This is a genomic window from Campylobacter sp., from assembly GCF_052170435.1.
Taxonomy (GTDB): domain Bacteria; phylum Campylobacterota; class Campylobacteria; order Campylobacterales; family Campylobacteraceae; genus Campylobacter_A.
Window position 1 is genome coordinate 56,868 of sequence record NZ_JBQNAN010000006.1, and the last position, 13,658, is coordinate 70,525.

Sequence of the window (13,658 nt, forward strand, 5' to 3'; positions counted from 1 at the left end):
TTCCTTTAAAATGCTATAATCGCTCAAAAAAGGCAAATTTTTGATAAGACTCGATAGGCGAATTTTAACCCATTTTGACTTCGTTCAGCCGTTTTTGATACTTCCTATTATTATTTTATCATACATTTTGGTTTCTGAGGCAAATTCTATCCTGGCTGGCAAGCAGCTTGTATATTTTGGCGTGGGCTTAGCGGCGTTTTTATTTTTCTTTTTGCTTCCTATTCGCAAGATCGCCTGGCTCATACCGCTATTTTACTGGATTTGTATCGTTTTACTCATTAGCGTAGATTTGTTCGGCACTAGCAAACTGGGCGCAAAAAGATGGCTCGAGTTTCCTTTTATCCACTTTACGCTTCAGCCCTCAGAGATCATGAAGCCGGCGCTTCTTTTGATGTTAGGCTACCTCATCAAACAGCGCCCGCCAGAAGAAAACGGCTACGGTCTCAAGGACTTTTTACGTCTTAGCCTTTATATCCTTTTGCCTTTCGTGCTGATTCTAAAAGAGCCCGATCTAGGCACCGCGCTGATACTGCTCATCGTCGGCTACGCCGTGCTTTTTATCATCGGAGTAAATAAAAAAATTTGGGTCGTGATATTTGCCGGGGTTTTGCTCTCTGCGCCCGTGATCTACGAAAATTTGCACGACTATCAAAAAAAGCGCATTACCGATTTTTTAAGCGAAGAATCCAACTATCACGTGCGCCAGAGCATCATCGCTATCGGTAGCGGCGGACTAAAGGGCAAGCCAAAAGACGAGGCGACGCAAACGCACTTTAAATTTTTGCCGATTTCGACTAGCGATTTTATTTTTGCTTACACGATCGAGCGATACGGATTTTACGGGGGGCTCGCGCTGCTTAGCTTTTACGGCGCGCTGATAGCTCATCTGCTCAGCCTAAACTACGGGCTAAAGGATGATTATTTTACGCAGACGATGACCTCGGGGATCGGGGTGCTTATTTTTATTTACGTGAGTATAAATATCATGATGACGATCGGCTTTGCACCTGTGGTGGGCATCCCGCTACCTTTTTATAGTTACGGCGGCAGTAGCTTCGTTACTTTTATGTGCCTTTTTGGGATTTTGCAAAATTTGCTCGCGTTTAGGTTTGATCCGACGTATAGGTTGGTTAAATTTAAAATTTAGCCGTCAGAATTTACCTTTAATTTTAGGTAAATTCTGACGATTCAACCGAATTAGGCTCGCTTTAAGACGACTTGCGAGCTAAATTTACCATCCAAATTTAAAATTAAGCCTTCTTTAAAAACTCCGTCTTTAGCACGATAACACCCATTTTATCGGTCCTGCCCTCGATTTCTTTGTCGTTATCCGTGATTTTTATATTTTTCACCATAGTTCCGCGCTTTAGCGTAGCGCCCGCGCCTTTTACTTTTAGATCTTTGATGATAGTTACGTTATCTCCGGCATTTAGTTCGGTTCCATTTGCGTCTTTTGGCATATTTTCTCCTTTAAATTTAGCGCCCATTTTACTAAAAAATGAGTAAAAAGCAAAGCCAAGCCGCTCAATTTAAAAAAGCAGGCTTTATAACGTCAAATTTGCCGCCGTCAAATAAGATCAAATTTGACGAAATCAAGCTCACCGAAACAGCCACATAAATTTACCCAAATGCGACAAAATCAAAAACCGCACAACCAAAATTTAGCATCAAATTTTACTCGCAAATTCAGCTTTAAATTGATTTCGTAGCGCGCTCTTTTGTTTTAAATAGCCTTACCGACCTATCTGTTGTAGCCCGTCTCCCCCATCGTCGCATGCCCTTTCCTAGTCTTTGCAGCCATACAAGTCTTTTTGGTATATCATCGCTAGATCTCTGCAAGCTCGCGGAAGCGTCTGACACGCCTGTTCTATTATCTCCGAGCAGTATCGACATTGCCCATATCTCTAGCCATGACGCCTATTCGCACGCACGCAGATACGTTATTGGGGTTATAAGCCTTTAGGAAAAACCGAGCGGAGATACCCTAATCCTGCTGGACACCGCAACCTCAAATATATGCCAGACCCGCTTCTTCGCAAAGCACGGTACTAGCTAGTTCGCAGCCCTTTGACGACGCTTTAAATTTCTCGATGTGACGGTGTTCTTGATAAAGACCAATAGCCTTTTCGCACTGCTCGGTACTGCCCTCTTGGCACTCTTTGGCTGCAGTTACCAGCTCCTCGCTATCCTTTGGTCTTTCAGGCGCTTTTAGTACCCTTCTAGGCTTTGCCCCCTGCCTGTCTACTGTAGAGCAACAGTCGCTTCTAGAGGAATCCGAGCCGCAGCGCCCAAAAGTAGCTTTTTCATGATGCCTTTAAATGGTCATATAATAAGATTGTAGCATGAAAGAGACTAAGAATATTAAAAATTATTTATAAAAATATAGTAATTTGGATTTTAACTTTTGGCGAAATTTGCGATAAATTTAAGCAAATCGACTTGAGTTAGAAAATCTTGGACAAAGTTTATGCTAACGAAACAAGGCTTTCAAATTTTAAAATTTAAGACAAAAGAGCCGAATTTGACTCTTTTGCCGTTAAATTTAAACAAGCTTTTTGATGACGTCTAGCACGAGATTGCATTTTGGTACGACAGAGTTAGCGTCCATATACTCGTTTTTGGTGTGCATATTTCCGCCCGTAGGCCCCAGCCCGTCGATCGTCGGGCAGCCCGCCGATGCCGTGATATTGCCGTCGCTTAGACCGCCGGCGTCCACCCAGCTCACCTTCGCGCCCGTTTCTTTGGCAACCTCGTCGAAGATCGCTTTGATCCTCGGCAAATTTTGCTCGTCTATCATCGGCGCCTCTTCGTTGATTAGCGTCTTTTTGTGAGTTACGCCGTTTATAAAAGGTTTGCTTAGGATTTCGTCCAGCTTTTTGTTAAAAAACTCGACCGAAGAGGCAAATTTATACCGCATCTCGCAAGTCACGCTGGCAAACTCAGGCACGACGTTTTGTGCGGTGCCGCCGTTTGTGATGATGGAGTTAAAGGTATGCCCAGCCGCAAAATCGGTCAGCTTTGATAGCTCAACTACGAAATTTGCCGCCTCGACGAGCGCCGAGCGGCCGAGCTCGGGATGATTGCCCGCATGCGCGCCCATGCCGTAAAACTCGATCACATAGGACATCACGCCCTTTCTAGTAGCCACCATCGAGCCGTCCTCGCGAGCAGGCTCCATCACGAGGCAAAATTTAGACTTTCTCGCGTATTCGCGGATCTTTTCTTTGGCAAAATTTGACCCCGTCTCCTCGTGCGAGTTTAGAAACAAAGCGACGTTGATTTTACTCAAATCAAGCTCCTTAATGACGTAGAGCGACAGTAGCGCGCCGCCCTTGTCGTCGATGACGCCTAGTGCGTTTACCCTGCCCTCATTTTGGGTAAAAGGGGTATTTTGCACCGAACCAACGGGAAAAACCGTATCCATGTGCGCGACGAAAAGCACGTCGAATTTCGCCGCATTCGGGTTGTTTGAGATAAGCAGGCAGTCGGCAACCTTATCGGTGCCGAGCGCGATTACTTCGTGCTTTAGACCTAGCGTCTCCGCTTTATTTTTAAACCACCTTGCGACGCTATTTACGCCCTCTATGCTAGCCGTCGGGCTCTCTATGTTAGTTAGCTCCTTTAGCTCGGCTAGGTATTGCTTTAGCTCCTCTTGTTTCATGGATCATCCTTTATACGATGAGGCTCATTACAAGCATCGCTAGATAGGCGTTTAGGATACAGATACCAAATAACACCAAGTAGTGCTTGCCAGGAATTCCCAGCACGCCCAGTACGCGTCCCATATACTGCACCGTAGAGCCTACTAGCGCCATGCCGGGGATCAGTACGGCGATATCGGGAGCCGTTAGGGTTCCGCCCTGGACTAGCGCCACTAGCACGCCCGCAGACCCGCCCCAGCTAAGAAACGCCGCCATGATCACCGCTATCGACTCGCCCGGTAGCCCAAGCGGTAGCATAACAAACCCGAGATACTTGCCTATGATATCAAGCGCGCCAGAGACTTTTAGGATGTGGATGATAACAAAAGCCATAAGGACGTTTGGGATAGTGTTATGAACGGCGATATCCCAGCCCTTCCTAGCGCCTTCTACGAAAACGTCGGTTAATAATTTATTATTAGCTTGCTCGCTCATACTTCAGTCTCCCCGTCTTTTACGAATTTTTTAACGTAAAGTCTCATCAAATTTGCGCCAAATACCTTAAACACCAAAATAATTCCTAGGCCCGCCGCGATAGACATAGGCGCTAGGGCTCCGTTTTTGTCCGCAACCAAAAGTAGCGGCGCAAAAGATGCTAGGAAATTCGTGATCATCGCGCCCGCGCTAAACTGAAACGCGGCAAATATCAAAAGCTCTTTGTGCGTGATCTTGCCGTCTTGGCGTAAAAACTTCGCCGTGGAGCTACCCGCGTCCGTGCTTTGCGTGCTAGCTATGAGCGAGATCGAGCAGCAGCCCGGGATACCGATGAGAGGCTTTAGCACGGGAGTTAGCCAGCGTGAAGCCGCGTAAAGCGCGTAATATCTCTCAAATATCGCGACGAACCCAAGAGCGAGCATGATCGCCGGAACCAGACTAAGCGCAAATATAAAACCGCCCTTTGCGCTAGTGCCGCCTGCAGTCTTAAACCACTCCGGAAACTGTCCGGTTAGCTTACCGAAATCAAAAATTCCGCCCGCGACATCCTTTAAGAAACCGCCGAAAAAGACGATAGCTAGGATCAAGGCAACGGTGCCGATCGCTAGCTTTTTGCCGTCGTTTGCCTCTTGCATAAAGCCTCCTTAAAAATAAAGTAAATACATAGGTAATATACAGTCGCGAACCTTAGGAATGAGTAAAAAGCAGATTAAGATAATGAATAATATTTAGTTCTTTTAGTTAATGTTACTTTTAGATACTTCATTGTAAAAATTTAGTAAATTTGACGCTTGCTTCTCTATAGATAGGTGGTTTAAAGAAAATTTGAATAACTAAAAATCAGAGATAAAATTTCAAAAAATTATAATAATATATAAGCTCTCTTAAAGATTTATAGAGAAATATGGTGGTTTAAAAATAATTAACCTGGGTATTTTTAAAGAAGTTTTTGAAAGTAAAAAATTTAATAAAAGTCGGTGGCGGACAGAGAGGGACACTCCGACAATAGCTGATTTAATCATAACTCTCATGCCTTTCTAAGCCCTAATTTTAGGGTTTTATGTTGTTGTAATTTTAAATTTTATCAACTTAAATACCACTTAGTTTTATGCAACAAAACCGTAAAATCTATGCAACAAGCAAAATGCTGATATATAGATATTATAAGTAATTTTATAGTCAAAAAAACTGTCCTAAATTTAGAACAAGTTTTGAGCGTATTTTAACTTACAATTTAAATCCCCTTTAGGGCATAGGATTCAAATCCCTTCTAAAATGCAACATAAACACATATAAAAACCTAAGAATACTTTTATCTTATTTCGTATATACTCATAAAAATATATACGAGAGAGGGGGAAATAATGCAAGCTAGATTAAAAGTGTTTAAAAGCGGTAACTCTTTGGCACTAAGGCTTCCAAAAAGCCTAAATTTAGACAATGTCAAAGAGTTTATACTAAAGAGTTTTGATAATAACGAAGTGGTTTTAACCCCGGTTAAAGATGATGAATGGAGCGGACTGTTTAAGACTTTAAATGAGTTGAAAGATGCTGGAGTTAAATTTGAAAGAGCCGAGCAAAGCTTGCCGCAAGAGCGAAATTTCGGATTTAAATAATGTTTTTGTTTGATACCAATATTTGTAGCTACTTGATTTCTAGCACCGAGCCTTACAGTCAAAATATACTAAGCCATTTAACTAGGTATGGCAAAAAGGATATTTTTATTTCCAGTATAACGGTAGCCGAAATGTTTTACGGTATAGAAAATTCCACTCAAAAAGAGTTAAATTTAAGACTCATGGGCGATTTTATCTCAAATTTCGGCGTTTTAGATTTTACGAGTAAATGTGCGGCAAGCTACGGCAAAATAAGGCTTGAGATGAAAAACAAAAACAGAAAGATAGGCGATATGGATATGTTGATCGCTGCCGTAGCCCTTAGCAATAATCTTATTTTGGTTACAAATAACGAAAAAGATTTTAAAGATATAATTGGACTTGAAATAGAAAATTGGAGCGCCTAAATCTCTTGCTAGCTCCGCAAGCTTAAGCCACAAGAAGCCTATAGGCTAAAATAAAAACACCTAACGATTTTCATTAATCTTATACTAGCATAAATAACTTTATCGTAATTTTAAAATTCGCTTAATAGTAATTACTGCATAATTACAATAAGGAGACGATATGATCGCAAATTTAGTCCAAATAGGTAATTCTAAAGGCATTAGGCTACCGAAAAAATCATAGAGCAGTTTGAGTTAAAATCCGTTTCGCTAGAAATTTTAAAAGACGGAATATTCTTAAGACCGCTTAAAGAAAACAGTATCAAAAATTGAGAGACTCCAGAGCTTAGAAAAAAGCAAAAACGCAAGATATGGCTTTGCAAGATGTTTTTGCGACCATAGATACAGACGATAAGGATTGGCAGTGGTAATGACTAGGTGTGAAATTTGGTTTATAAATCTAGATCCTACTATCGGCGCAGAGATAAGAAAGACTAGACCTTGCGTCGTAATCTCGCCGCCCCAGCTTGACTATCTACAAGCCAGACTAATAGCTCCGATAACCAGCAAAGGATTTAGCGCTCCTTATAGAGTAGAGCTTAAACTACTAGGCAAACAAGCTAAAATACTCTGCGACCAGATAAGATGCGTCAGCGCGGATAGGTTCGTCTCAAAAATCGGTGAGCTGGATACTGACAAAATAGAGGAACTAAAAGAGATTTTAAAGGAGATGTTTTGGGCAAATACGAATTCATGAAACTACAACAACATTGACATAGTACATAAAAGGAATGGCTCTCAAAATATTAGTAAATTTTCTAAACAACGATAGCCTATGGACTTTCATAGGTTCTGATAAGGTTGATATCAGCATCAGGAAAGTTATTATGGCTGTAGGCTATCTATAGCTTACATGATATTATTTGCGATATTTATGCTACAAATTTAATGAGCCTTATATCAAAACTTGGCCTCTTTTTGAAATCAAAAAGAAACTCATCAAGGCTCGTATCGACGCAGGTCTTAGTTTAACCAAAGATCGCAAAGCTAATGAACGTATCTCAAAGCATAGTGGCCAGGTTTGAGAGTTCTACGGATGCGGACTTTAAATTTTCTACTCTTCAAAACTATGTAGAGGCATGCGGTTTAAAATTTAATTTTAGCTTAAACCAATAAAATAATCTGGCACTAGATAATCGTTGCCAAGGCTTTTTAAAAACCCCTTAATCTTGACGAGCACATCGGACTTTTCTTATAGATAGTTCTATTTTGTCTAGCATATTAATCATTTGAGAATTTTAATGATTATAGTATATTTCCGCTACACCCAATCAATTAAGAAATTTATAAAAAATAGTATGTATAATAGTAAGTATAAAACATAAAAAGGGGCGGCGTGTCCAGTCTTGATAAATTAATCAAAAAACTCGAAAACAATCCAAAAAATGCAAGCTTTGATGATGTTAAGCGCCTGCTATTAAATCACGGATATGAATTAGATCACGTTAAAGGCTTGCACCATAAATTTAAAAAAGGCGGCGACACGGTAGTCATACCGTACTATAAGCCGATTAAAGAGATCTATGTTTTACAAATCTTAGCAAAGATAAGGGAGTCATGATGAAAAAAGACTTGAACTATTATTTAAACTTGCCGTATACGATCACAATCAAAAGACTCGATGACGGCGATTATTTTGCTCAGTACGCAGATATAGGGCTAACTAAAAATAATCTAATGGCCGGCTGGGGAGCTACCGAAGCTGAAGCGATAGCGGATCTAAAAGAAGCCTTTGCTTGCTATGTCGAAGGGGCTCTTGAAAACGGTGAAAGCATCTATGAGCCTATTGATGAAAACGTCAAAGTTCGTATAAATTTGACTATACCAAGAGGCGTTTTAAATGCAATCGACGCTGTTACGAATAACCGCTCGGCATGGCTTAGCGAGCTAGCTAAAAAGGCGTTGGCGGTATAATTTTATATCATTGTTATATATGGATTAATTCCTATTATGACGATCGCCCTTAAAATTTTAATTTTTTCAAACTACTTTACCATAAAATTTACTTATACTTCCGCTTAAAAACGCCAGCAACGGCGCATTTTTATCTAAAATGGCGACAACTTAGGTAAAATTTATGAGTTTTTCGAGCTATCCTCTCAGATGCGTTAGCGTTGGGGCTTACAGCTTCCGTGCGGCATCTAGCCGGCGATGCGATCCTCTTGGCATCAGCTTAGCTAAAATTACTTCTCTTTGTAATGCGTTCCGACTTGTAAAATTTGCACCGTATCGTCCTTAATCCTATAAACGATGCGGTTTTTACCGTCTATCCTGCGAGAGTAGCAACCGCTTAGATCGCCTTTTAGCGCTTCGGGCTTGCCTATACCTTCTGCTTCATTACCTCTAACGATGTCTTTGATGAGTATATTTATCTTCGCAAAAAGCTTCTTGTCGCTAGTAAAATTTAGGTAATCATCCCATGCGTCAGGATAAAACTCGATATTAAGCATCAGCTAAACTCTCAAGCTCGCTTAGATTTTTTCTTATCATCTTTACCTTGCCGCTATCTATATTTTCTATCACGCTTTTTAGATACTTCGCGTCTATTTCGTCTTTTTGCGCCGTTATGGCAAAGGGTATGGCTTGCTTATTTACCGATTGCTTTAAAAATAGCTTTATCGCCGTACCAAGATCAAGCCCGAGCTCCTTAAAGAGCTTATCGGCTTCGTTTTTGAGTTCTTTATCTACTCTAAATTGTATTAATGCATTCATTTATATGACCTTTGAAGTTAAATTGACTGCATTATAGCATATTTTTAGACCCAACTCTCCTCATCTGTGTATTCATCGTAAATTTCATCGTAACTCTCGTCAAGAAATCGCCTCACTACAAGAAAAGTCGTTTTGCATACCGGTTTTTTATGTCGATTTGGTTTCTTTGGCATTAGTGCTGCTTCCTCGCATGTTTTACTCTGCGACAAGCACCTCTTAAAACCCGCATCACACACATAAGCAATAGTCCATATTTATGTTTTTCATTAAAAACCGACCTTGTAATATCAATGGGTAAAGTCGGCATCAAGCCGCAAGCCTTGGCGAGGCATATTTTTTACTACACATTACTCCTTCCCAGTCACAGCCTCTCTAGCATCCTTTAGCTTCTCTTGTAGCAGATCTCTTACGATAACCATTTGCTCAACGCTGAGGTCTTTTAGCTCATAGGCGTTCATTCGGTTTTTAAAGTTAAATTCCGCTATCTCTTTTATAAATTAGGCAAACAAGCTTTTATTTGGCTCGCCGCTATCTAAATTTTGACCTTCATTTCGAAGTATCGGTAGCCTGCTCTCAAACCTATCCAAATCAAATGAAGTAGAAAATAGATAAAAAATCCTTCCCTAAAAGCTCCACTACGGCATATTTATCGGTAGCTTCTTTTTATCTCCTCTCTTTTGTTTACACGCTCTTTACATTTTCGCTTTGAATAACTCGCAACTCTCGTTTCGCCCAAAGGCATAATAGCTACGTTGCTTAATGTTTTAAATTTTCTCATTTTATTTTTCTCGTTTTCTAAATTTGCTATACGGGGGGTAAATTTGTCTATTCGCTATTTCGAAGTAGCCTTTAGAGCCCTTAACTCATCTTGCTTATATCGTCTTTATTGATGCAGTCTCTCGCTCTGTCCTTAAATATATCGTCGTCGTTATTTTTTAGATAATCCTGATAACTCTCGTTTTTTGATTTGAAATTCCCCATAAACCCTAAACTTATGTCGTAGCATCCTATCAACACTGCGGCGGACGCAGGCAAGGTAAGCTCTAGCCTCACCCTGCCGAACTTCGTCAAATTTAAGTTTGAGAGTATAAATTTACGTCCAAGATAAGCAAAGACTGCGAGCCTAAATTTAACCTTGCGGCAAGAAACGCCGTAAGCCCAAATTTAAAGCTAAATTTTAACCAAATAATCCAGCTATTATGGCAAACAGTTCGCTTCCGGCTACCACCAGTTCGGCTCCGTCTTTTATATCTCTTAGCACGGGTTTTATGGAGGCTAGTTTTATTTTTGAGCTTACGGTTTTTTCGTCTTTATTCGGCCCTTCGGCAGCTTTTGCTATGCTTGCGTATTTTTTTATCGTTTCTATTACGTTTTTGATCTCAGCAGGCAAATTTTCGTCAAGCTTTTCCGGAATCGAAACGTATAAATTTTCCTTGCTTCTGGTTAGTAGCACATAAATTTTTCTAAAAAATAGCTTGCGGTCGTTTTTTAGCGTCGTTTGCAGAAACGGCAAAAAGTTGTGTATAACGATATTTTGAGCCTCAAGGCCTTTGATAGACTGCATGGTTAGCACGTCTATGTTTTTATCTTTTGGCAAGGCGTATTCTTTTATGGCCTCGACCGATTTTTTACTATTGCTTAAAACTACGCTAGTTTCGTTTACGGGTAAGGACTCTAAAACGCCTCTAAGCTGCGCAAAGTCATCCATCGCCTTTATACTCACGCTTCCGTCTTGCAGTACGCATTCAATGTCTTCCAGAAAGCTTTTATCTAGGTAAAAGCTGTTTTTATAGTAGGTATTTATCGCGCTATCGTTTTGCAAGATTTCAAATGCGCACCTAGCGATATTTGACGGCGTTCGGTAGACGTTTTTTAGATTTTTCACCCGCCCTCTCATATCTATGCGCTCAAATTTTGGATGATGAAAGATATCAGCGATGCTATTCATCGTATAGGGGTAAAATTTCTGCGCCTCGTCTATAAAAAATACGCAGTCTTTTATCTCCTCGTAAATAACCCTCATAAATCCAGCCGGCATATCCTGCGTCTCGTCGCAAAGAACGTAGTCGATCGGGTGCTTTGCTAGATGAGCGCTAAATTTGGCTCTAAATTCAGTTATGGCTTCATCCGTTTCAAAGATTTTGTATTTTTCATCCAGGCTCGTCTTTTCGTCGATACCGAGTCTAGCTTCGTCAAATCCTATGCGGTTTAAAAGCGAGATGATGGAGTATACGGCTATGCTTTGCTTCATAAACCTATCGCCGAAGCTTGATCTTATGTTTTCGGCTAGGTTTTTGTTAAAACAAAGCACTAAAAATTTCTCGCTATCGTCTCGCTCTAGCCTGTTTGCGACGAAATTTGCTAAAATCATCGTCTTACCCGTACCGGCCACGCCCCTTATCACGCGAAAGCCGCCCGTATAGCCGCTCATGATACTAAGCTGCTTGCGGTCAAAAAACATAATCTCGTCTTTGGTGATTATTGGGATGATTTTTTGTTTTAGCTTGCTTTGACTGACTAGCATTTGTGAAATTTTTAGAAACTCTTTTTTGTTTGGGATATGATCCGCAACGGATGAGTGGAAAAACCTGGCAAATATATCGTTGTTATTAGCCAAATCATCTTTAAAAAATGTGTGGTTTTTAAAATTTTTATAGCTTGGATTTTTTTCATAAAATTTATCGGCCTCATCCTTGCTAACAGATGGAAATATTACTCGGTATTCCACGTTTATCGGCACTTTTTTAAGCTCGGACTGGATTTTAGCAAGCAACATTCTTTGATAAATTTTAACCTGCTCGTAAGGGTCGTTTGCGCTATCTATCTGATTTAAATTTGACCAGTTTTTGACCTCGATGACGTAGATACCAAATACCGGATGAAGCAATAGCAGATCGATCTCCTTTGATGAACCAGCCGCATCGTCAAGCGTAGCTTTTGGGATGAGATAGTAGTTCTCGTCGCCTTTGGAGTTTAAAATTTTACCTATGGCTTCAAATACGTCGGCTTCGCCTTGCTCGCCTTTAAAAATTTTACTAAATATGCTTTTTATTATATTCAAGGGTTTTCCTTTGTTAAATTTGAAGTATTATAGCGGTTTTTAAAAACGCTTACTTTCCGGTATTTATAAATATCCTGCAAAATTTCTCCCAATCGTGCAGATAAACCAGCCTCTCGCTCTCTATTTCCTTGCCGTTTTCGTCGACAAACACGCCTTGCGTCGAGCCAAGACTCTTTTTGAGCCAAAATTCGTAAAACGTTAGCTTTTTAATATCGCTTTCTTTGACGATAGAGCAGTAGCCGTTTGAAAATATCTCAAGTCCGAAGTAGGTTTTTTGTTTAGCCTGCTCTCTCATAGAGATAATGCTCTCCTGGCGGTATCGCTAAGCCAAGCCGAGCGGTTGTTGGTTATTTTATCTATGGCGTTGATTATGGATTCGGGCATAGTGATATTGATGCGTTTAAATTTGATATCGTCGCCGGGCTCGATTATTTTTACGCCCTCTTTTAGGTCCGTTTCTATGACGAATCTAAAAGCCTTTTTTACGTCCGCTATCGCTTCGGCCTCATTTTCGCCGTCGCCCATAACCAAAGGATAATCTTTATATCTAGCCAGATATCCGTCGCCTTCGTCCTTTGATAGCTTTTTGACTATGATCTCGTAAGGTAAATTCATGTAGTATTCAACATCTTTTTTCATTGATCGTCCTTTAACGCTTTTAAAACTATTTTTACGTAAATCGGCTTTACCAGGCGTTTATACAGGATAGTTATCGTATCCTTGCCCGCCTTTCTAAACTGCCAATGGCTTGAACCGTTATTTGAGGCGCTATATCCTTCGTTTTCTAGTAAAATTTTAAGCGTCTCAAACCTAACGTTAAGAGGATTTTGGGTAAGTTCGCGTATCAATTTATCTTTTTTGCTCACCTTAAATCCTTATTTTTAGTAAGTATTATATACACATCTAGCTTACTTTATTGTTAATGTTTCAATCGTTCTAAAAATTTTAAACGACGTAGCTTATCAAAAAACCAATTCATAACTCGCACTAAAGCCATTTTTCAGGTAGAGGCGTTTTATATCCTCACGACGCCAATTCTTGGTTCTTTTAAATTCCTATCGCAACCGGGATTATAAATCGTGGTATACTTTAGCCTGCATATATTTTTTATAGGATTATGGATATGCCCGCAAAGAAGGATTTTTGGGCTTATGACTTGTTTGCCGATAGCATTATAAAGTTTTTCGCTACCGTAATCATCGCCGCAAGCACTAATGGACGCCTTAGTATATGCAGGTGGAACATGCGAAAGTAAAACATCGCACTGAGTAAATTTTTCATAATTAGGCCTCAAATATGGAACACAGCCGAATTTTACTCCGTCTATTTCTTTTATGGCATTATCGGCGTAAATATTTGGGATATCGTTTAGCCACTCTTGCTCGTAGGCCAGCCCTACGTCGTGATTTCCGCTGCAAACAAATACAGGTTTAGTAAAATTTGTAATCCATTTGCTAACGTAAGCTATCTGCGGAGCTATCCCGCCCTCGTCAAAAGCGTCGATAAAATCGCCGGTTATGCAAACGACGTCGAAATTCGACTCGATATCTTTGATAAATTTAAACCACCGCTGGTTAAAGTGCAAATCGGTTGCGTGGAGGATTTTCATTAAAAAGCCTTGAATTTTATTGAAATTTTAACATGCGGCATATAAAAACATCATTATATAAAGTCCGATTTTATGGGC

Annotated in this window: 18 protein-coding genes; 6 read left to right on the forward strand and 12 right to left on the reverse strand. The window is 40.3% G+C overall.

The window, feature by feature from the left end; genetic code table 11:
- Window positions 1-40 precede the first annotated feature (40 nt).
- A complete protein-coding gene (locus tag ACTTJF_RS03950; protein WP_442550861.1) occupies window positions 41-1,147 on the forward strand; it encodes an FtsW/RodA/SpoVE family cell cycle protein in 1,107 nt (368 codons plus the stop codon).
- Window positions 1,148-1,250: 103 nt separating this feature from the next.
- On the opposite strand, the gene ACTTJF_RS03955 is transcribed toward ACTTJF_RS03950, so the two are convergent.
- The 4 genes from ACTTJF_RS03955 to ACTTJF_RS03970 all read right to left on the reverse strand — a co-directional run bounded on the left by ACTTJF_RS03955 (window position 1,251) and on the right by ACTTJF_RS03970 (window position 4,771).
- Window positions 1,251-1,460, reverse strand: a complete 210-nt coding sequence (locus ACTTJF_RS03955) for an alkylphosphonate utilization protein (RefSeq protein ID WP_442550862.1) — start codon at window positions 1,458-1,460, stop codon at window positions 1,251-1,253.
- 1,082 nt (window positions 1,461-2,542) lie between these two features.
- Complete coding sequence (locus tag ACTTJF_RS03960; RefSeq protein ID WP_442550863.1) at window positions 2,543-3,661, reverse strand: M20/M25/M40 family metallo-hydrolase; 1,119 nt, start codon at window positions 3,659-3,661, stop codon at window positions 2,543-2,545.
- A 10-nt stretch (window positions 3,662-3,671) separates the two neighbouring features.
- Window positions 3,672-4,136 (reverse strand): YjiG family protein, encoded by a 465-nt coding sequence (locus tag ACTTJF_RS03965; RefSeq protein WP_442550864.1) that lies wholly within the window; start codon window positions 4,134-4,136, stop codon window positions 3,672-3,674.
- Window positions 4,133-4,771, reverse strand: a complete 639-nt coding sequence (locus tag ACTTJF_RS03970) for a nucleoside recognition domain-containing protein (protein WP_122862820.1) — start codon at window positions 4,769-4,771, stop codon at window positions 4,133-4,135. Before ACTTJF_RS03970 ends, ACTTJF_RS03965 begins: the two co-directional genes overlap by 4 nt.
- A gap of 729 nt (window positions 4,772-5,500) precedes the next feature.
- On the opposite strand from ACTTJF_RS03970, the gene ACTTJF_RS03975 reads away from it, so the two are divergent.
- From ACTTJF_RS03975 to ACTTJF_RS03995, 5 genes are all read left to right on the forward strand, one after another.
- The gene (locus ACTTJF_RS03975; RefSeq protein ID WP_087586665.1) at window positions 5,501-5,752 is read left to right on the forward strand and encodes an antitoxin; all 252 of its coding nucleotides are present in this window, start codon (window positions 5,501-5,503) and stop codon (window positions 5,750-5,752) included.
- Entirely contained in the window at window positions 5,752-6,159 is a 408-nt protein-coding gene (gene vapC, locus ACTTJF_RS03980) for a type II toxin-antitoxin system tRNA(fMet)-specific endonuclease VapC (RefSeq protein WP_314564915.1), read from the forward strand. Before ACTTJF_RS03975 ends, vapC begins: the two co-directional genes overlap by 1 nt.
- A 409-nt stretch (window positions 6,160-6,568) precedes the next feature.
- On the forward strand, window positions 6,569-6,895 hold the full coding sequence (locus ACTTJF_RS03985) for a type II toxin-antitoxin system PemK/MazF family toxin (RefSeq protein ID WP_297967042.1): 327 nt from the start codon (window positions 6,569-6,571) through the stop codon (window positions 6,893-6,895).
- Between the two features lie 639 nt (window positions 6,896-7,534).
- A complete protein-coding gene (locus tag ACTTJF_RS03990; RefSeq protein ID WP_442550865.1) occupies window positions 7,535-7,759 on the forward strand; it encodes a type II toxin-antitoxin system HicA family toxin in 225 nt (74 codons plus the stop codon).
- On the forward strand, window positions 7,759-8,112 hold the full coding sequence (locus ACTTJF_RS03995) for a type II toxin-antitoxin system HicB family antitoxin (RefSeq protein WP_442550866.1): 354 nt from the start codon (window positions 7,759-7,761) through the stop codon (window positions 8,110-8,112). Before ACTTJF_RS03990 ends, ACTTJF_RS03995 begins: the two co-directional genes overlap by 1 nt.
- A 269-nt stretch (window positions 8,113-8,381) precedes the next feature.
- Here the strand turns inward: ACTTJF_RS03995 and ACTTJF_RS04000 are convergent, their stop codons facing one another.
- From ACTTJF_RS04000 to ACTTJF_RS04035, 8 genes are all read right to left on the reverse strand, one after another.
- Window positions 8,382-8,648, reverse strand: a complete 267-nt coding sequence (locus tag ACTTJF_RS04000; protein WP_442550867.1) for a Txe/YoeB family addiction module toxin — start codon at window positions 8,646-8,648, stop codon at window positions 8,382-8,384.
- On the reverse strand, window positions 8,641-8,910 hold the full coding sequence (locus ACTTJF_RS04005; RefSeq protein ID WP_122873508.1) for a type II toxin-antitoxin system RelB/DinJ family antitoxin: 270 nt from the start codon (window positions 8,908-8,910) through the stop codon (window positions 8,641-8,643). Before ACTTJF_RS04005 ends, ACTTJF_RS04000 begins: the two co-directional genes overlap by 8 nt.
- An 858-nt stretch (window positions 8,911-9,768) precedes the next feature.
- Window positions 9,769-9,963: a hypothetical protein gene (locus tag ACTTJF_RS04010; protein WP_297967015.1), complete on the reverse strand. Its 195-nt coding sequence runs from the start codon at window positions 9,961-9,963 to the stop codon at window positions 9,769-9,771.
- A 124-nt stretch (window positions 9,964-10,087) separates the two neighbouring features.
- A complete protein-coding gene (locus tag ACTTJF_RS04015) occupies window positions 10,088-11,971 on the reverse strand; it encodes an NERD domain-containing protein (protein ID WP_442550868.1) in 1,884 nt (627 codons plus the stop codon).
- A 49-nt stretch (window positions 11,972-12,020) separates the two neighbouring features.
- Window positions 12,021-12,266: a hypothetical protein gene (locus ACTTJF_RS04020; protein WP_442550869.1), complete on the reverse strand. Its 246-nt coding sequence runs from the start codon at window positions 12,264-12,266 to the stop codon at window positions 12,021-12,023.
- Complete coding sequence (locus ACTTJF_RS04025; protein WP_442550870.1) at window positions 12,263-12,610, reverse strand: type II toxin-antitoxin system HicB family antitoxin; 348 nt, start codon at window positions 12,608-12,610, stop codon at window positions 12,263-12,265. The genes ACTTJF_RS04020 and ACTTJF_RS04025 overlap by 4 nt, the downstream gene beginning before the upstream one ends.
- The gene (locus ACTTJF_RS04030; protein WP_442550871.1) at window positions 12,607-12,837 is read right to left on the reverse strand and encodes a type II toxin-antitoxin system HicA family toxin; all 231 of its coding nucleotides are present in this window, start codon (window positions 12,835-12,837) and stop codon (window positions 12,607-12,609) included. The genes ACTTJF_RS04025 and ACTTJF_RS04030 overlap by 4 nt, the downstream gene beginning before the upstream one ends.
- Window positions 12,838-12,986: 149 nt before the next feature.
- Window positions 12,987-13,580 (reverse strand): metallophosphoesterase family protein, encoded by a 594-nt coding sequence (locus ACTTJF_RS04035; RefSeq protein ID WP_297967002.1) that lies wholly within the window; start codon window positions 13,578-13,580, stop codon window positions 12,987-12,989.
- Between the last annotated feature and the right edge of the window lie 78 nt (window positions 13,581-13,658).